Here is an 18,361-nt window from a genome sequence, read left to right as displayed (position 1 = left end):
GCGGCGGCGAAGCGCGGAACTCCTCGGGCTACGACGTCAGATATGCCTCCACCTCACTGAACTGGCCAGCGGGCCAGCCGGTGTTGGCGCTGACCGTCAGTCGCAGATGGCGCAGGCTGGTGCCAGCCGGCAGGGAGACGGTCGCGGTGTTTCCGGTTGCCGGGTCGAAGCGGTAGCCCTGCGGGCCGACCACGGTCGAGTAGGTGGCACCGTCGGTGCTGCCCAGCACGGTGATGGTCTGGGTCCGTGCGCCCCAGGCGGACGACGGCGGCAGCTTCAGCACCAGTCGGCGCACGGCCTCGGTCGAGCCGAGGTCCACCGTCCAGGACTGCGGGAAGGCGTTGTTGGTGGACTCCCAGTAGCTGTTCGGGTCGCCGTCGACCGCCTTGCCGGGCGTGTAGACGTCCTGCGAGCCGGTCGCGGTGGCCGGGCGGCCCTTGGCCAGGTTGCGGTTCGGGTCGGGGTCCGGGTTGCCCTGGCCGGGCTGGGGCCAGGTCGAGCAGTCCGACCAGGTGCTGCTCCAGCCGGAGTTGCCGCCGCCGTCGGTGAGCGCGAACGATCCCGAACTCGCGGGGTAGGGGCAGTTGTAGACACCGGCCGCGCCGACACCGGTGGCGGTGACGTTGCGGAAGGTTGCGGCGCCCTGGGCCTCGGCCTGGACCACGACCGTGCCGGTGTTCCGCACCGTCGCGCCGTCCACGGTGACGTTCCTGACCGGGTACCCCTGCCCGCCGCCGGAGACGAACTCGAAGGCGCCGTAGGGGCTGTCCGTGATCGTCGTGTTGGTGATGCTGACGGTGGCGTTGATGGCGCTGTCGTACGAGTCGACGCGCAACGCCCCCATCGGATGGTTCCAGTTGGGATTCATGGCCCCTGTGCGGACGAGGGTGTTGCCGTCAACCGTGATGGTGCCCGCGAGGGGGTGGAAGGGGTCGAGGAACTTCTGGTTGGAGATCGCGATGCCGCTGCCGAGGGCGTTGGTGTCGGAGATCAGGTTGTTCCTGACCGCGATGTCGGTGCCGCCGTAGATCGCGATGCCGTTGGCGAGGTTGGGCTGCGAGATGGTGTTGTTCTCGAAGCTGCTGTTCGTGTCCGGCGCGTACAGGGACCACATCGCGAGCGAGTCGTCGCCCTGGTTGCGCAGGAAGTTGTTGCGGACGCGGACGCCCCTCGCGGTGCCGTTGAGGTTGAGGCCGTCGGCGGTGGTGTCGAGGATGCGGTTGTTCTCGACGACCAGGTTGTCGTTGTTACCCATCAGCCAGAGGCCGACCTTGAGGTGCTGGAGCCACATGCCCGATACCGAACTACCCGGTCCGAGCGACCCGTTGACGAAGTTGTCCGGGTTCGAGTCCACCCGCTCGGTGACCTCGCCCAGTACCGCGAAGTCCTTGATGTGGACGTTCCCGGAGGAGGACGACTGGTCGATGAAGCGGGAGGTGTGCACGACGGAGTACCAGCTGCCGGCGCCCTGGAGGGTCACGTTCTGGACGCCGCTGAGCGAGGACGTGAGCCGGTAGTCGCCGGGCGGGATCCAGACCACTCCTCCCTGTGCGGCCGCGACGGCGTCCCGGAACGCCTGGGTGGAGTCGCTCTGACCGCTGGGGTCGGCGCCCTTGGAGGTGACGGACACCGAGCCGGCGGGCTGCGACGCGGCCGCGGCGACCTGCTCGAAGTCGGCGACGTCGACGGTGACCTGGGTGCCGGTCGACTGGAACGCGATCCTGTCGCCCGCCTGGACGTCCCGGCCGAGCAGCAGCCGGGCGTCGTCGAAGAAGTGGTGCGTCCTGGCGCCGGGGATCCAGCCCGTGTCGATGTACGAGTACTTGGAGGTGACGGGCAGGGATTTCGCGAGCCTGGTGCCGTTGACGTACACGTCGAGCGTGCCGGACTGACCGTCCGGGACGCTGTAGGCGACGTTCACGGCATTGGCCGCGCGGGGCACGGTGAACTCGACCCGTTGCCCCGAGCCGAGCCGGACGGCCTTGCGTCCGGAGGCCTCGGAGGCGAGGGTGCCCTGGGTGTAGTCGGGTCCGATCTTCGTGCCGTCGGTGGTCGCCGACTCGGCCTCGACGGAGGTGAAGGGGAGGTTGGCGCCCGCTGCCGCGTGGGCGGCCGGGGCGAGGGCGACGAGCATGCCGGCGGCGAGGGCGACGGCCGCGCCGACGACCGGCACGCGCCTGACATCTCTGGGGGTGCTCTGCTGCATGTGCTGATCCCTTCGTGGTGGGGGTGCGGGGATAGCAAGGGGCGGCGGGCGGTGGCTCAGACCCGGAGCCAGGCCGCCGTGTCCTGCGGGAGGCGGCCCCGGTGGTCCAGCGGGCCGCTGGCGAGCAGGAGTCGGGTGTGCGGGGGCAGTTCGGCGGGGGCGGCCGCGAGGTTCACCACGCAGACCGCACCACCGGCTCCCTCCGCGCGTGTGAAGGAGAGGACGCCCTGGGGGGCGGGCAGCCAGGTGAGGGGGCCGTCGCCGAACGACGGGCGCAGCCGGATCGCCTCGCGGTAGAGGCGGAGCATGGAGTCCGGGTCGCTCTGCTGCCGGTCCACCGCGTACGAGGGCCAGGCGGCCGGCTGCGGCAGCCAGGGTTCCTCGTGGGAGCCGAAACCCGCGTACGGCTCCCCCGCCGCCCAGGGCAGCGGCACCCGGCAGCCGTCGCGGCCCGGGGCGGTGCCGCCCGAGCGGAAGTACATCGGGTCCTGTGTCCGGTCCGGGGGGATGTCGGCCTCCGGCAGCCCCAACTCCTCCCCCTGGTACACATAGACCGCCCCGGGCAGGGCCAGCGACAACAGCGCGGCCGCGCGGGCCCGGCGGGTGCCGAGGGCGAGCTCCGTCGGCGTACCGAAGGCCTTGGTGGCGAAGTCGAAGCCGGTGTCCTCACGGCCGTACCGGGTGACGGTGCGGGTCACGTCGTGGTTGCACAGCACCCAGGTGGCCGGTGCGCCCACCGGCGCGTGTTCGGCGAGGGTGGTGTCGATCGACGTGCGCAGCCTCGTGGCGTCCCAGGGGCAGGCCAGGAAGGAGAAGTTGAAGGCCGTGTGCAGCTCGTCGGGGCGGAGGTAGCGGGCGAAGCGTTCGGGGTCGGGGAGCCAGACCTCGCCGACGAAGACGCCGTCGTACTGGTCGGCCACCGCACGCCAGGAGCGGTAGATGTCGTGCAGCTCGTCGCGGTCGACGAAGGGGTGCGGGTCGCGGCCCCCGGCGAGGTCGGGGAGGTCCGGGTCCTTGGCGAGCAGGGCCGCGGAGTCGATGCGGACACCCGCCACGCCCCGCTCCAACCAGAAGCGCAGGATGTCCTCGTGCTCGCGGCGGACGGCCGGGTGCGCCCAGTTGAGGTCGGGCTGCTCGGGTGTGAACAGATGGAGGTACCAGTCGCCGTCGGGCAGCCGGGTCCACACGGGCCCGGTGGAGCCGACGAACTGGGACGGCCAGTCGTTCGGCGGGAGTTGGCCGTGCGCTCCGCGCCCCGGCCGGAAGTGGAACAGCTCGCGCTCGGGGCTGCCGGGGCCCGCCGCGAGCGCCGCGCGGAACCAGACGTGCTGGTCGGAGACATGGTTGGGCACCACGTCGACGATGGTGCGGATGCCCAGCTCCCGCGCCTCGGCGATGAGTTTCTCGGCCTCGGCGAGTGTCCCGAAGGCCGGGTCGACGGCGCGGTAGTCGGCGACGTCGTAGCCGCCGTCCTTCATGGGCGAGAGGTACCAGGGGTTGAACCACAGGGCGTCCACGCCGAGTTCGGCGAGGTACGGGAGCCTCGCCCGGACGCCCGCGAGGTCGCCGACGCCGTCGCCGTCGCCGTCCGCGAAGCTGCGTACGTACACCTGGTAGATGACGGCGGAGCGCCACCAGTCAGCGTTTCGGGCATGGGTGGGCTGTCCCACGGTGCCTGCCTTTCTGTGTCGGGGAGAAGGGCGGTGTCAGCCCTTCGTGCTGCCCGCGCTGATCCCGGCGATGATGTGCCGCTGGAAGACGAGGAACAGGGCGACCATCGGGATGCTGGCGATCACCATCGCGGCGATGAGCACGGTCAGCTGGATGTTCTGCGACAGCTGGACGAGGGCCACGCTGATCGGCTGCTTGTCGGTGTCGGAGAAGACCATCAGCGGCCACAGGAAGTCCTGCCACACGGCGACCAGCGCGAAGATCGACACCACTCCCAGGACCGGCCGCGACATGGGCAGCACGATCGACCACAGGATGCGCAGCCTTCCGGCGCCGTCGATCTCGGCGGCCTCCAGCACGTCGCGCGGCAGCTGGTCGAAGAACCGCTTCAGCAGATACAGGTTGAAGGCGTTGGCGACGGCCGGCAGCCAGATCCCGAGGGGGTCGTTGAGCAGGCTGGTGTGGATCAGTGGCAGGTCGGCGACGGTGAGGTACTTCGGTACGACCAGTGCCTGCGCCGGGACCATGAGCGTGGCCAGGATGCCGCCGAGGATCACCTTGCCGAAGGCGGGCCGCAGCCGGGAGAGGGCGTAGGCGGCGGCCGTGCAGAACACCAGCTGGAACAGCCAGGCTCCGGACGCCTGGACCACCGTGTTCCACAGATGCCGGGGCAGTTGCATGAGGTCCCAGGCGTCGGTGTAGCCGCTGAGGTGCCAGTGCTCCGGCACGAGGGTGGGCGGGGTCCGCGCCACCTCGTCCGGCGACTTCGCCGCGCCGGTCACCATCCAGTAGACCGGGAAGAGGAAGGCGAGCGCGAAGAGGACGACGACGCCGGTGAACACGGTCCAGTAGACGGCCTTGCCGCGCGGGCGGGCCAGCGTCGCCGGGGAGACGAGGGTCCGGGTGCTCATGCGTCCCCCTCGGAGCGGGTCAGCCGCAGGTATACGGCAGAGAAGAGCCCGAGCAGCACCAGGAGCATCACGCTGAGCGCGCAGGCGCCGCCGAAGTCGTTGTAGAGGAAGGCGTACTTGTAGATCAGATAGAGGACCGTGACGGTGGCGTTCTCCGGTCCGCCGCCCGTGATCACGAAGGGTTCGGTGAAGACCTGCATGGTGGCGATGATCTGAAGGAGCATCAGCATCAGGACGACGAAGCGGGTCTGGGGGATCGTCACATGCCGGATGCGTTGCAGCAGTCCGGCTCCGTCCAGTTCGGCCGCCTCGTACAGCTCGCCGGGGACGGACTGGAGCGCGGCCAGATAGATCAGGACCGTGCCTCCCATGTTGGCCCAGGTCGCGACGATGACGAGGGAGACGAGGGCGGTGTCGGCGCCGTTGGACCAGTTGGAGGTGGGCAGATGCAGAAAACGCAGCGCCTCGTTGGCGAGGCCGGCTCCGGGGTCGTAGAACCACTTCCACAGCAGGGCGCTGACCACCGGCGGGATCATCACCGGCAGATAGACCACGACCCGGAAGAACGCCTTGGCGTGCCGCAACTCGTTGAGGACCAGGGCGAGTACGAAGGGGATCGCGAAGCCGATGAGCAGGGCGAGCAGGGTGAAGGTGAGGGTGTTGCGCCAGGCGGCCGTGAACTCCGGGTCGTGCCAGACACGGGTGAAGTTGGCGGTGCCGACCCACTGGGGCGGGGAGCCGGGCGTGTACTTCTGGAAGGCGATGACGACCGCGCGGATCGCCGGGTACCAGGAGAACAGGGCGAAGCAGAGCAGCCCGCCGAGGAGGAAGGCGTAGGCGCGGGCCTGGTCGGCCAGGCGGCGCCGCCTGCGGTCCCCTGCCGGAGGCGGCGCCTGTACGGGGTGTACGGCGAGCTGCTCGACGGGTCGCGGCGCAACCGTCTTCGTCATCGGTGTCAGCCCCTGGCCAGGATGCCGTCGATCTTGCCGGAGGCGTCCTTGAGGAGCTGGTCGATGTCGGCGTCCTTCTTGGTGAGGACGGCGGAGACGGCCCCGTCGAGGACGGAGTAGATCTGCTGGGCGTCCGGCGGCTCGATCTTCATCCGCAGCCGCTGGTTGCCGTCGAGGAAGGCCTGGTAGTTCTCCACCGGGACATTGGCGTTGGCCTTCTTGACCTGCTGGTCCTTGGCGTCGGCCGGGCCGGTGAACAGCCGCGGCTCGGGCAGGCCCACCGGCGCGTCGTGCTGCTTGGCGCGGGCGTAGTCGCCGAGGAAGCCGTCGCCCGGGGTGAGGAACATGTCGTCGAGCCACTTCAGGCCGGCCCTGATCTGCGCGGGCGTGTCCCTCTTGTTGAACATGTAGCCGTCGCCGCCGATGAGCGTGCCCTTGCCGCCGGGCATGGGGGCCAGGGCGAGGTCCTTGTAGCTGCCGCCCTTCTCCTTCACCAGGATCGGGATGTTGTCCGGCGCGGAGAGATACATGCCGAGCTTGCCCGAACCCATCAGCTGCTGGACGTCGTTGATGACGAGGAGCTGCTTGCTGCCCATCGAGTCGTCGGTCCACCGCATGTCGTGCAGGTTCCGCAGGACGGCGTGGCCCTCCGGGGTGTCCACGGTGGCCTTCTTGCCGTCGGCCGACACGACGTCACCGCCCTGTGAGTACAGCTCGGCCGTGAAGTGCCAGCCGCCCTGGTTCTGGGCGCTGTAGTCGGCGTAGCCGACGGTGCCGCCGCCGAGCGCGGCGATCCTCTTGGCGTCGGCGCGCACCTCGTCCCAGGTCGCCGGGGGCTTGTCGGGGTCGAGGCCGGCCCTCTCGAAGAGCCTGCGGTTGTAGATCAGCCCCATGGAGTAGCCGGTGCGCGGTATGCCGTAGACCTTGCCGTCGACGGTGTAGATGTCGCGCAGCTGCTGCTGGATGGTGGGGTAGCTCTTCAACTCCTTGAGGTACGGGGTGAGATCGGCGGCCTGGCCGATGTCGACGACATGGCGGGCGTCGGTGAAGTACGTGTAGAAGACGTCCTCCATCTGCCCGCCGGCGAGCTTGGCGTCGAACGTCTTCGGGTCCTGGCAGGGGAACGCGTCGTGTGCGACGACGTCGATGTCAGGGTTCCGCTTCTCGAAGGAGGCGATGTCCTCCTCGAAGAACGCGCGGTCGACCTTGGCGCTCTTGGGCGGCTCGCAGTTGACGGTGATGCGGGTCTTGCCGCTCGCCGTGTCGTCGCCCGATCCGCAGGCGGAGGCGGAGAGCGCGAGGGAGGAACAGACGCCTAGCGCGAGGAAGGTACGGCGGAACCCGGTGCTTCTCATCGGTGGACCCCTCTGGGCAGGAGCGGTGGGCGTCGCACACTCAAGCACCGGCGACATCCATCCGCAAGATGTCGCGCAGAATCTGTAATTATTTGACAGCTGAGTGGATCTCAGCAACGAGGGGCTTGCGCGGTCGATCCGCGGACCACCAGTTCCGGCTCGAAGAGCAGTTCGTCGGCCGCTACGGCACTGCCGCCGATCTGCGCGTTCAGCAGTTCCACGGCGGCCTTGCCCATGGACTCGATGGGCTGGCGGACCGTGGTGAGGGGCGGCTCGGTGCAGTTCATCAGCGCGGAGTCGTCGTATCCGACCACCGAGATCTGTGAGGGCACGTCAAGTCCCTTGCGCCGGGCGGCTCGTACGGCTCCCAGGGCGAGCGGGTCGCTGGCGCAGATGAACCCGGTGACCCCGCGGTCGATGAGCTTGGCCGCCGCCGCGTGGCCGCCCTCGATGGAGAACATGGCGCGGGCCACGAACTCGTCGGGCAGCGCTCCCCCGGCGATCGCCCGCGCCGCCGCCAGCTTCCGCGCCGACGGCACATGGTCCCCGGGACCGAGCACCAGGCCGATCCGCTCGTGCCCCAGGGAGGCGAGGTGCCGCCAGGCCTGCTCCACGGCGACCGCGTCGTCGCAGGAGACGCCCGGGAAGCCGAGGTGCTCGATGGCCGCATTGACCAGCACCACCGGGATGTTGCGGTCGGCGAGCAGCCGGTAGTGGTCGTGCGGGGCATCGGCCTGGGCGTACAGCCCGCCGGCGAAGACGACCCCGGAGACCTGCTGCTGCAGCAGCAGCGTCACATAGTCCGCCTCGGAGACCCCGCCCTTGGTCTGGGTGCACAGCACCGGGGTCAGTCCGAGCTGGGCCAGCGCGCCACCGATGACCTCGGCGAACGCCGGGAAGATGGGGTTCTGCAACTCCGGGAGGACCAGCCCCACCAGCCGCGCGCGCTCGCCGCGCAGCTGGGTGGGCCGTTCGTAGCCGAGGACGTCGAGGGCGGACAGCACCGCCTGTCGCGTGGCTTCGGAGACACCGGGCTTGTTGTTGAGCACCCGGCTGACCGTTGCCTCGCTGACCCCGACCTTCTTCGCCACTTCCGCAAGTCGTCGCGTCATGAACGCAAGAATAGCGCAAGAAACGCAAGTCATTTGCGTGAAGTGACCGAGGAGATGCGCGCCTCCAGTTCGAGGGCCATCGGAGCGGCGGTGAAGATCGAGGAGTAGGTGCCGACCACCAGCCCCACGAGCAGGGCGAGGGCGAAGTCGCCGAGCGCCTCGCCGCCGAGCACGGCCAGGGCGGTGAGGATGAACGCCGCCCCCATGCCGGTGTTGACCGTACGCGGCAGCGTCTGCAGGATCGCCTGGTTCGTCAGGTGCGCGAGACCGGCCCCGGTTCCCGAGCGCCTGCGTTCCCTGATGCGGTCGAAGACCACGACGGAATCGTTGACCGAGTAGCCGATGACGGTGAGCAGGGCGGCGATGAAGACACCGTCGACCGGCTTGCCGAGCCAGGCGAAGACACCCACGAGGATCAGCACGTCGTGGGCGAGGGCGGCGACCGCGGCCGTACTGAAGACCCACCGGAACCGTGCCGCGAGGTACAGGAGTTGTGCCCCGAGCGCCACGGCGAGGGCGATCAGCGCCCCCTGCCGCAGTTCCTTGCCGAGGCTGGGACCGACCATGTGGTCGCGGACCTTCTGGGTCGCTCCCCCGAGGCCACGCACGGTCTCGGTGACCCGGGCTTCCTCGGCATCGGTCAGCCGGCCGGTGCGCAGCGCGAGTTGCTCCTGTCCCGAGGACTGCACGACGACACGTGGGAATCCGGCGTCCGCGAGGGCGGCACGGGCCCGGTCCGGGTCGACCGGGGTGGCGGTGGAGTACTCGATGAGCCGTCCGCCGGTGAACTCGATCCCGAGGTCCAGTCCGCGGGCCGCGATGCCCGAGGCGGCCAGGACGAGTGCGGCACCGGAGAGGGCCAGCCACCGTCGCGGGTGGCGCATCAGCTGGGGGTTACGGCGGACGAGCCGGTCCCGGACGGCGCCGGTCCCCGCGATGCCGGTCAGGCGGGGGCGCCGGCGCACCCATGCACGGTCCACGGCGAATTCGGCGAGGACACGGGTGATCACCAGGGCGCTGATCATGGAGGCGAGCACGCCGATGCCCAGGGTCACCCCGAAACCGCGCACGGGCCCGGAGGCGAGGAAGAAGAGCAGCGCGGCGGCGATGAGCGTGGTGATGTTGGAGTCGGCGATGGCGCTCAGGGCGTTGCGGAATCCCGCGGCCAGGCTGGAGCGGGGACTGGGGCGCCGGCGTGCGGCGAACTCCTCTCGGGCGCGCTCGAAGACGAGCACATTGGCGTCCACGGCCATGCCGATCGCCAGCACGAAGCCCGCGAGACCGGGCAGGGTGAGGGTCGCCCCGAGGGCGGCGAGAGCGGCGTAGGAGACGAGGCCGTAGCAGAGCAGGGCCACGGTGGCGAGGACGCCCATGAGCCGGTAGACGACCATGACGAACAGGGCGGTCAGCGCGGTGCCGATGACGGCCGCCCAGGCGCCTGCCCTGATCGCCTCGGCGCCCAGGGTGGGGCCGACCGTGCGCTGTTCGACGGTCTCGACCGGCACCGGCAGGGCTCCGCCGTTGATGAGCAGGGCCAGCTCGCGGGCTTCGGCGTCGTCGAAGGCGCCGGTGATCTCGGTGGAGCCTCCGGCGATGCCCGACCGGCAGGGGATGGACGGCGCGACCTGCGGGGAGGAGATGACGGTGTCGTCCAGGACGATGGCGATACGGCGCGTGGGGTCGCCCACGGGGCGGCAGGCGGCCTCGCCGGTCAGGGTGGCCCAGCCGGCGCGGCCCGCGCCCCTGAAGTCGACGGCGACGTGCCAGCCGGAGCCGCTCTGCTGGTCGAAGCGTGCCGCGGCCTCCTTGACGTCCTCACCGGTCAGGGCGGCGCCGCCGAGCCGCAGCAGCCGGCCGGACTCGTCGGGCAGGACGTGTTCACCCGGACGCTTCGACTCCGGCCGGGAGCCGTCGCCCTCGGCCGTGCCGAGCACGGGGTGAACGGTGAGCTGGGCGGTACGGCCCAGGACGGCGGCCGCCTTCTTCGGGTCCTGCACGCCGGGCAGTTCGACGATGATCCGGTCGGTGCCGGAGCGGACGATGCCGGCCTCGGACACGCCCAGCGCGTCGACACGCCCGCGCAGCACCTCCGCGGCGCGGTCGGTGGCCTCCGCGCCGGAGGCGGAGGAGGAAGAAGAAGGAGCGGGCCGGGTTTCCAGCACGATCTGGGTCCCGCCCCGCAGATCGAGTCCGAGGTGGACGGGCACGGTCAGGGCGACGTACAGCGACACGGCGACGACAGCGAGCGCGACGCATGCCCGTACACGGACAGAGCGCAACAAGGGGAGCCTCCAGCAGGCGCGTGGGGGCGCACCACGGCCGTGGCGGCGGTGGTGCGCGAGGGACGAAGGTCTCAGCTGTCCCTGGGTGCGGGAGGCGCCCGCCCGCAGTCGTCCGTCGTGAACCGCGCGGAGACCGGCGGGCCGGTCGTGAAGGGTGACGTGGTGGCCCCGGGAGCGCCGAACGACTCCACCCGGGCGCTGGGGGGAAGGTGACCCGCCTGTGCCGGTCGCTCGCCGGGACCGGAGCGGTCGGCCCGGGCGACGACGCAGGCGTCGGCGTGGGCGTCGGCGGCGGTGAGGGCGGGGTCGGTGATGGAGGCGGTGGTGGAGGAGGTGGCGACCGTACGGGGCGGTGCGCTGCTCGGTGCGGACGGCGGTGTGCCCGCGACGAGGCCGGTGAGCAGTGCCAGAACCGCGGTCACCAGGACGGCGAGCGCGTACACCGGCCGCCGGCCAACAGGGGCAGGGGCGGTGCGCGGCGACCGGGGCATGCCCCTCCCCCTCTCTCAGGTGTGGTCGTGCTCTCGTGGTGCGGTCGTGCGCCGGTTCAGAGTTCGATGAGGCCGACGCGGATGGCGTAGCGGGTGAGTTCGAGACGGTCCCGCAGGCCGAGCTTGTGCAGCAGGTTCGCGCGGTGCCGCTGGACGGTCTTGACGCTGATGAAGAGAATCTCGGCGATCTCCTTGGAGGAGTGGCCCTCGGCGACGAGCTTGAGGACCTCCTCCTCGCGGGGCGTCAGGACCTCGTCGCGGGCTTCCTCGCCGTGGCGGACCCGGTCGAGGTAGTTGCGGATCAGGGCGGTCACCGCGCCGGGGTACAGGAAGGGTTCGTCGCGCATCGCGGCCCGGCAGGCGGCGACCAGGTCCCGGTCGGCCACGGACTTCAGGACGTATCCGCAGGCGCCGGCCTTCAGCGCCTGGAAGAAGTACTGCTCGTTGTCGTGCATCGTCAGCATCAGGATGCGCAGCCCCGGCTTGAGCGCGGCCAGTTCCCGCGTGGCCTGGAGACCGGTCAGCCGCGGCATGGCGATGTCCAGGACGGCGAGGTCGACGTCGTGGGTGCGGGCCAGGGCGATGGCCTCCGCGCCGTCCCCTGCCTCGGCGACGACCTCCAGGTCCGGCTCACGGTCGAGGATGAGCCGTACCCCGCGACGCACCAGGGCATGGTCGTCGGCCAGAAGGATGCGGATCGGGGACGACGGGTCGGAGGCGGTCATGACTGCTTTCCGGGAACGGGGACGGCGGGGACGGCTGGGACGGCGGGAGCGGAAGGGGCGGCGGGAGCGGAGGTGGCGGGTCCGGGCCGGAGCGCCGGAACGGGTACGGTCAGCCGGATCCGCGTGCCGGATCCGGGCGTGGAGGAGATGTCGAGCGTGGCCCCGATCAGCAGGGCCCGCTCACGCATACCGCGGATTCCGGCGCCTTCGCAGGTGGCGCCCGTGCCCCGGCCGTCGTCGGTGACACCGAGCTCCAGCGTGCCCGGGCCGTGGCGCAGGCTCACCTCGGCGTGCTTCGCGTCCGCGTGCCGGGCGACGTTGGTCAGCCCTTCCTGCGCCACCCGGTAGAGCACGAGTTCGGTCTCCGGCTCCAGTGCGGGCAGATCGGCGTCGAAGCGGCGCCGTATCCGCAGACCGGTGTGCTCGGCGAACTCGGTGCTGAGCGAGGTCAGGGCGCTGACCAGGCCGAGGTCGTCCAGCACCCCCGGCCGCAGCCGGCGCACCAGCCGGCGGACCTCGTCCAGACTCTCCCGCGTGATCTCCTGGACCTGCTGGAGCTCACCGCGCAACGGCTCGGCCGCGTCGTCCGACGCCCGCTTCAGCGACAGCAGGATCGCGGTCATGCTCTGGCCGACCTCGTCGTGCAGTTCCTGGGCTATGCGGCGCCGCTCGGCCTCGGCCGCGAGCAGGACGCGGGCGCTGCTCGTGGCCCGTTCGCTCTCCAGCCGGTCGAGCATGAGGTTGAACGTGCGTATCACATCGGCGACCTCGCCGCTTCCGTCCGCCGGCAGCCGCTGGCCTGGACGCAGCAGGTCCACGGTGGTCATCAGCCGGGCGAGCCGGGCGAGCGGGGCCAGGCCGAGCCGCAGCAGGGCCGCGTTGGCGACCAGCATGACGACCAGGCCTCCCACCAGCACCACCGCCTCGGTCAGCACGACGGGTACCGAGACGGTGACCGGAGCCCACAGCAGCAGGGCCGTGGCGCTGCCCAGCACCACGCCATTGAGCGCGAAGATCCGCCAGAACAGGGACACAGGGGTACGCCTCCTTCCAGGCACTGTCTTCCTCCACTGTCGGTCATCGCGCGCCGAGAAGTGACCCACGGGGCCCCTGCCGCGGTCGGGCCCGCGGCCAGCCTGCCGTGCCGCGGCGGCCCGGGCGATGGGATACGGACCCCATTTACCGGGGTGCGCGGCCCCCATGCCCGGTCGGATGGGGCCTTCGACCGCGGGGAGATGGGTATCGCGCCCCATGGGACTTTCCCGTCCGGACGGCGAAGGTGAATACGGAGCATCCGACCGACCGAGGGAGAGGACCGCCTTGTCACTCGACACGTCCCGCAGCGAGCTTCCGGCCGCGCACGAGGCACGCCGACGCCTCCAGCACGCCCGCGACGCACGGCTGATCCAGCTGCAGGCCCTCGGGGAGGTCGGCGGCCCGGCGCACGACGATCCGCTCGTCTCCCACCAGCAGGAGGCCATCCGGCGGGTACTCCAGCAGATCGACGACGCCTTCGACCGTGTCCAGGACGGCACCTACGGCACGTGCCTGGGCTGTGCCAGGCCCGTGCCCCCGGAACGCCTGGAGATCCTCCCGTACACCCCGTACTGCGTCGCGTGCCTGCGCCATTCCTCCTGACCGTGCCCCGGCCGTCCCGGCCGTCCTCCGTTTCCCGCCCGAGGGGTGAAGTGGTGAAGAACCCGGTCACCGGCGTGCCGAAGCCGGCTCTGTCCGTCGAGGACCTCGTCGCGCTCCGTGAGCTCCTGCACGAGCAGCGTGTGTTCCGCCGGGAGCAGCTGCGGCAGATGACGGCCGCTTCCCCGACCCGCGTGGACGGTCCGGGCGAGCCGTGGGCCCCCTCGCAGGCCGAGGTGCGCGTCAAGCTCGCCGCCTCCGCCCACATGGTGCTGGCCGACGTGGAAGCGGCTCTGGAGCGCATGGCCCGGGGACGGTACGGCGTCTGCCATCTGTGCCGGCGTCCGATAGCCCGTGAGCGGCTGATGATCGTTCCCCAGGCCCGCTACTGCTCCCGCTGCCAGCAGGTGAGGGAGGCCGGCCGGTGAGTACGGCACACCGCCTTCGCGTCACCGCGGAGGAGCCCGCACCACGGCCGGGGTACCGGCCCCGCTCCGGCGTCGCCCTCGACCTGGGCAGTGCCCGCACCCGAGCCTGGATCGGCGACCCGGAAGTCGTTCTGGAGGGGCCGACCATCGCCTGGCCCGGCGCCGCCCGTCCCGTGCGGCGCGGCGCCATCGTGGACACCCCGGGCACCTCCCGGGTCCTGGAGCAGCTGCTCGGCGACCGTCTGTCCGGCCCGTGCCGCCCGCTGGTGGTCGTGACCGTGCCCGCCCTGGGAGGTGTCGCCTTCCGGACCGAGGCCCGTACCGCCGTCGAGGTCCTGCGGCCGCGGTCCGTGCTGACCGTCCCGGCGGCGCGGGCGGTGGCGTGCGCCGCGGGCGCTGATCCGGCCCGCACGCTGCTCGTGGTGGACGTCGGCGCCCAGCTCACCGAGGTGGTGCTGCTGGCGGACGGCGCCGTCGTCGACGCCCGGTGCACGGTCCTGGGCACCGACGACCTCGACGACGCCGGCACCGTCACGGATCTGGTCGACGCGGTGGCCGGCATGGTGCACGCGATGCTCGGGCAGGACCGCACGTCACAGACCGCCGACGCGCTGCGCCGGGGGCCGCTCCTGGCCGGCGGAGGTGCGCTGCGTCCGGGGTTCGCCGATCGTCTCGCCGACCGGTTGGACGCTCCCGTACGGGCTGTTCCCGCACCCCACACCGCTGCCGTGCGCGGTGCCGCGGCGCTCCTCGCCGCCGCCCATGCCCACCCGTCGGCCGGCGGCGAGGTGCGCCCCGCAGCCCGTCCCCACCAGGGCCCGTCCGGCGGACCGGGCGGGCACGAAGCAGCGGTGCCGGATCGGCCGGGGTGAGCCGGCCGGCGAACGTGCCCACGCGCAAGGAGGACCACATGGCCGACGACATACCCGAGGCCCAGCCACCGCCCGCGGACCCGCTCCCCGTGCCGCCGTGGCGGTGGCGCCACAACCCGCTGCGCCGCCCCACGGACGTGCTGCGGGCGTGGTGCGGGCTCGTCGTGCTGCTCGCCGCGGCGGTGGCCGCTCCCGTCACCGCGCTGCTGGTCGACGCCGCGGTCCACCGTCACCACGAGCGAACCGCCCTGGAGGAGGGCCGCACCCTGCACCGCACCACGGCGGTCCTGGTGCACGACGCCCCTCGCCATCCCGAACCGGGCTCGGCCGAGGCGCGGCATGCCCGCTATCCGGTCGAGGTCCGCTTCACCGACGCCCATGGACACCGGCACACCGGACGGACGGACGTGATGGCCGGCGCGGCCGCCGGTGAGACGGTCGCCGTCTGGCTGGACGGCGACGGCAGGATCACCGATCCGCCCCTGACCCCGGACGAGGCACGAGACCGGGCCGTGGGCTGGGCCGTGCTGGCCGCGCTGGCCGTCGTCCTGGGCGGGGCCGGAGTGCACAAAGTGGTCTGCACCGTGCTGGACCGGCGCAACCTCGCCGCGTGGGCCAGGGAATGGGCCGAGACGGCACCCCGCTGGTCGGCCCGCGGGTGACACCCGGAGCACCACCTCCACCTCACGACCGGGCTCGGCTCACCCGGAACCGGCTGACCCCGACTCCGCTCGGCTAGATCCTGCTCTCCGTCGCCGTGTCCGACGACAATCGCTGTGCGACGTAGATCGGGATCACCGACAGCAGGACGAGCACCGCCGCCACCACGTTCACCACCGGCGCCTGCTGGGGCCGGGTCATGTTGTCGAAGATCCAGATGGGCAGGGTCTGGATGCCGGGGCCGGCCGTGAACGTGGTCACCACGATCTCGTCGAAGGAGAGCGCGAAGGCGAGCAGTCCGCCCGCGAACAGCGCCGAGCGCACCAGGGGGAAGGTGACGTCGGCGAAGGCCCGGAACGTGTGGGCACCCAGGTCCATCGCCGCCTCCTCGTAAGAGCCGGAGGTGCGGCGCAGCCGGGCGACCACGTTGTTGAAGACGATGACGATGCAGAAGGTGGCGTGTCCGACGACCACCGTGAACAGGCCCAGGCCCACCCCTAGCGGCTCCAGGACCGTGCCGAACGCCGAGTTGAGCGCGATGCCGGTGACGATGCCGGGCAGCGCGATCGGCAGGACGACCACGAAGGAGAGGGCGTCACGGCCGAAGAAGCGGTGCCGGGCCACGGCGAAGGCGATCAGTGTGCCGAGGACGAGGGCGATGGCCGTGGCGCCGAGCCCGGCCTTGACGGAGACCCACAGGGCGCTGCGCGCACCGGAGTTGTTCCAGGCCACCGACCACCAGTGGGTGGTCAGTCCGGGCGGCGGCCAGCTCGCGCTCCGGTCCGGGTTCAGCGAGTTGGCGAGGACCAGCAGCAGCGGCACGTAGATCACCGCGAAGCCGAACCCGGCGGCGACGCGCAGCGCGATGCGCGCGGAACGCGAGAGCTGCATGAGGAGAACACCCCTTTGGAGGCTGCTGAGCGTTGGAGGCTGCTGAGCGTCAGAGGCTGCTGAGCGCGCCCGTGCGGCGCATCGCCAGCAGATAGACCACGATCACGACGACCGGGACCGTGCCGAGCGCGGCGGCCATGGGCAGGTTGAGTTCGATGTTGGAGTAGACGAGATTGCCGATCAGCTGCGTCTTGCCGCCGACGATCTGCACGGTGATGTAGTCGCCGAGGCTGAGCGAGAAGGTGAAGACCGAGCCGGCGGCGACGGACGGCAGCACCATGGGCAGCACGACCGAGCGGAAGGTGCGGCCGGCCCGGGCGCCCAGGTCGGCGGAGGCGTCGAGCAGATTGGCGGGCAGCTGTTCGAGGGCCGTGTGGATCGGCAGGATCATGTACGGCAGCCAGAGGTACGTCAGGGTCAGTACCGCGGCCGGGAGTCCGAACCCCGGCCCGCTCAGCCCGAACGGCTCCAGCATCCAGTCGGCGAGCCCGCCCTGGGACAGGATCAGCCGCCAGGCGTACACCTTGACCAGGTAACTCGCCCACAGCGGGGTGAGGATGGCGACCACGAGCAGCGGGCGCCACTTGGGGCGGGCCACCCGGGCGGTGTAGAAGGCGACCGGGAACGCGATCACCACGCACAGGACGGTGACCGCGAGGGCCACGCCGATGCTGCGCAGGATCACCTGCCGGTAGACGGGGGTGGTGAACAGCTCGTGGAAGTTGTCGGTCGACCAGACCTTCACCACCTCGGAGGTGAAGGAGTTCGTCGTCCAGAAGGCGGAGACGAACAGCACGGTCAGCGAGCCGAGGTAGAGCATGACCAGCCACAGCAGCGGGGCGGTCAGCAGCAGGGCGAGTCCGATCCGCGGGCGGCGGTGCAACAGCCCGGCGGCCCGCCGGACGGTGCCCCCGGAGGGCTGCCCGGCGGTCTGCGCGACGACGGTCATGGCAGGTTTCAGCCCTTGATCTCGGTCCAGGCCTGGACCCACTTGGCGTACGGCACGCACCTGACGTCGGTGCGGCCGTCCAGGCACTGCTCGATGGGCGTGTTCCAGAAGGCGATGTTCTTCCAGTAGGCGGTGTCGGCCGCGTGGTAGGTGGCGCAGAAGTTCTTGTCGCTGGTCTCGTCGCAGGCCCTGGCGTTGGCCGGTGCCTCGCCGAAGTACTCGGCGACCTGGGCGTTGACCTTCGGCGAGACGATCCAGTCCAGCCACTTGTACGCGCAGTTGGGGTGCTTGGCCTTGGCGTAGAGCATCCAGGTGTCCGACCAGCCGGTGGAACCCTCCTTGGGCACGAAGGCCTTGACCTTGGCGCCCTCGTCGGCGGCGAGGTTGGCGATGACCTGCCAGGTGGTGCCGACCACGGAGTCGCCGCTCTTGAAGGCGGAGGTCTCCTTGAGGTAGTCGCTCCAGTACTCACCGATGTTCGCGTTCTGCTTCTTCAGCAGGGCGACGGCGTCGTCGAACTGCTTCTGGTCGAGCGCGTAGGGGTCCTTGATGCCCAGCTCCGGCTTGGTGGCCTTGAGATAGAGCGCCGCGTCGGCGATGTAGATCGGGGAGTCGTAGGCGGTGACATGGCCCTGGTACTTCGCGGCGTCGTCGAAGACCGCGGACCAGGACGTCGGGGCGGGCGTGACCTTCTGGGTGTTGTACATCAGCAGATTGGCGCCGCGGCCGTGCGGGATGCCGTACGCCTTGCCCTTGACCGAGTTCCAGGCCTGGAGCTTCAGGTCGCCGAAGACGTCCTTGTAGTTCGGTACGAGGCCGGTGTTGACGGGGGCGGCGTCGCCGGAGGCGATCAGGCGCAGGGACGCGTCGCCGGAGGCCGACACGGCGTCGTACTCGCCCGTCTTCATCAGCTTGACCATCTCGTCGGAGCTGGCCGCGACCTTGGAGTGGACCTGGCATCCGGTCTGCTTCTCGAAGTCGCCGACCCAGTTCACCTTGGGGTCGTTGGAGCCGTCCTCGACATAACCGGCCCAGGCGATCAGGTTGACCTGGCCCTCCGTCTTGCCGAGCTTGGACTGCGCCTTGAGGTCGGGGGGGTTGAGGCCGGTGGACGAGGAGCCGCCGGAGCCGGAGGATCCGCAGGCGGTGGCGACGAGGAGCAGCGCGGCGGCGGCCGCGACGTGCAGGGTTCGGGTGTGGCGCACGGCGTTCTCCATGGGTGA

General features: G+C 71.0%; 17 protein-coding genes. 4 read left to right on the top strand and 13 right to left on the bottom strand.

From position 1 onward, the window contains the following. Window positions 1-28: 28 nt before the first annotated feature. The 10 genes from AB0I54_RS07345 to AB0I54_RS07300 form a co-directional block, all read right to left on the bottom strand. On the bottom strand, window positions 29-2,206 hold the full coding sequence (locus AB0I54_RS07345) for a discoidin domain-containing protein (protein WP_363294929.1): 2,178 nt from the start codon (window positions 2,204-2,206) through the stop codon (window positions 29-31). A gap of 56 nt (window positions 2,207-2,262) precedes the next feature. Next, window positions 2,263-3,876: a glycoside hydrolase family 13 protein gene (locus tag AB0I54_RS07340; RefSeq protein WP_363294928.1), complete on the bottom strand. Its 1,614-nt coding sequence runs from the start codon at window positions 3,874-3,876 to the stop codon at window positions 2,263-2,265. A 36-nt stretch (window positions 3,877-3,912) separates the two neighbouring features. Continuing rightward, entirely contained in the window at window positions 3,913-4,788 is an 876-nt protein-coding gene (locus tag AB0I54_RS07335; RefSeq protein ID WP_363294927.1) for a carbohydrate ABC transporter permease, read from the bottom strand. After that, complete coding sequence (locus tag AB0I54_RS07330; RefSeq protein ID WP_363294926.1) at window positions 4,785-5,738, bottom strand: sugar ABC transporter permease; 954 nt, start codon at window positions 5,736-5,738, stop codon at window positions 4,785-4,787. Before AB0I54_RS07330 ends, AB0I54_RS07335 begins: the two co-directional genes overlap by 4 nt. Before the next feature lie 5 nt (window positions 5,739-5,743). Further along, window positions 5,744-7,093: an extracellular solute-binding protein gene (locus AB0I54_RS07325; RefSeq protein WP_363294925.1), complete on the bottom strand. Its 1,350-nt coding sequence runs from the start codon at window positions 7,091-7,093 to the stop codon at window positions 5,744-5,746. A 110-nt stretch (window positions 7,094-7,203) separates the two neighbouring features. Next, window positions 7,204-8,205 (bottom strand): LacI family DNA-binding transcriptional regulator, encoded by a 1,002-nt coding sequence (locus AB0I54_RS07320; RefSeq protein WP_363294924.1) that lies wholly within the window; start codon window positions 8,203-8,205, stop codon window positions 7,204-7,206. A 29-nt stretch (window positions 8,206-8,234) separates the two neighbouring features. After that, window positions 8,235-10,487 (bottom strand): protein translocase subunit SecD, encoded by a 2,253-nt coding sequence (secD, locus tag AB0I54_RS07315; protein WP_363294923.1) that lies wholly within the window; start codon window positions 10,485-10,487, stop codon window positions 8,235-8,237. A 71-nt stretch (window positions 10,488-10,558) separates the two neighbouring features. Continuing rightward, entirely contained in the window at window positions 10,559-10,978 is a 420-nt protein-coding gene (locus AB0I54_RS07310; protein ID WP_363294922.1) for a hypothetical protein, read from the bottom strand. Between the two features lie 56 nt (window positions 10,979-11,034). Continuing rightward, complete coding sequence (locus tag AB0I54_RS07305) at window positions 11,035-11,703, bottom strand: response regulator transcription factor (RefSeq protein WP_363294921.1); 669 nt, start codon at window positions 11,701-11,703, stop codon at window positions 11,035-11,037. Next, window positions 11,700-12,737 (bottom strand): HAMP domain-containing sensor histidine kinase, encoded by a 1,038-nt coding sequence (locus tag AB0I54_RS07300; RefSeq protein ID WP_363294920.1) that lies wholly within the window; start codon window positions 12,735-12,737, stop codon window positions 11,700-11,702. The genes AB0I54_RS07305 and AB0I54_RS07300 overlap by 4 nt, the downstream gene beginning before the upstream one ends. A gap of 286 nt (window positions 12,738-13,023) precedes the next feature. Here AB0I54_RS07300 and AB0I54_RS07295 point away from each other — a divergent pair, with 286 nt between their 5' ends. The 4 genes from AB0I54_RS07295 to AB0I54_RS07280 are packed head-to-tail and all read left to right on the top strand — an operon-like array spanning window position 13,024 to window position 15,300. Continuing rightward, window positions 13,024-13,341, top strand: coding sequence for a TraR/DksA C4-type zinc finger protein (locus AB0I54_RS07295; RefSeq protein ID WP_363294919.1), 318 nt, complete (start codon window positions 13,024-13,026; stop codon window positions 13,339-13,341). A gap of 53 nt (window positions 13,342-13,394) precedes the next feature. Then, a complete protein-coding gene (locus AB0I54_RS07290) occupies window positions 13,395-13,766 on the top strand; it encodes a TraR/DksA C4-type zinc finger protein (RefSeq protein ID WP_363294918.1) in 372 nt (123 codons plus the stop codon). Continuing rightward, window positions 13,763-14,638: a rod shape-determining protein gene (locus AB0I54_RS07285; protein WP_363294917.1), complete on the top strand. Its 876-nt coding sequence runs from the start codon at window positions 13,763-13,765 to the stop codon at window positions 14,636-14,638. The genes AB0I54_RS07290 and AB0I54_RS07285 overlap by 4 nt, the downstream gene beginning before the upstream one ends. A gap of 38 nt (window positions 14,639-14,676) precedes the next feature. Further along, a complete protein-coding gene (locus tag AB0I54_RS07280) occupies window positions 14,677-15,300 on the top strand; it encodes a hypothetical protein (RefSeq protein ID WP_363294916.1) in 624 nt (207 codons plus the stop codon). 73 nt (window positions 15,301-15,373) lie between these two features. On the opposite strand, the gene AB0I54_RS07275 is transcribed toward AB0I54_RS07280, so the two are convergent. Genes AB0I54_RS07275 through AB0I54_RS07265 form a run of 3 tightly spaced genes read right to left on the bottom strand, consistent with a single transcriptional unit; the run spans window position 15,374 to window position 18,355 of the window. Next, window positions 15,374-16,189, bottom strand: coding sequence for an ABC transporter permease (locus AB0I54_RS07275; protein WP_363294914.1), 816 nt, complete (start codon window positions 16,187-16,189; stop codon window positions 15,374-15,376). Between the two features lie 49 nt (window positions 16,190-16,238). Next, the gene (locus AB0I54_RS07270; protein ID WP_363294913.1) at window positions 16,239-17,138 is read right to left on the bottom strand and encodes an ABC transporter permease; all 900 of its coding nucleotides are present in this window, start codon (window positions 17,136-17,138) and stop codon (window positions 16,239-16,241) included. A gap of 8 nt (window positions 17,139-17,146) precedes the next feature. Further along, a complete protein-coding gene (locus AB0I54_RS07265; RefSeq protein WP_363294912.1) occupies window positions 17,147-18,355 on the bottom strand; it encodes an ABC transporter substrate-binding protein in 1,209 nt (402 codons plus the stop codon). Window positions 18,356-18,361: the final 6 nt, after the last annotated feature.

The organism is Streptomyces sp. NPDC050625 (assembly GCF_040654755.1).
Classification (GTDB): domain Bacteria; phylum Actinomycetota; class Actinomycetes; order Streptomycetales; family Streptomycetaceae; genus Streptomyces.
Note: the sequence above shows the minus strand (reverse complement) of the source record. Positions and strands in the feature narration are given on the sequence as shown.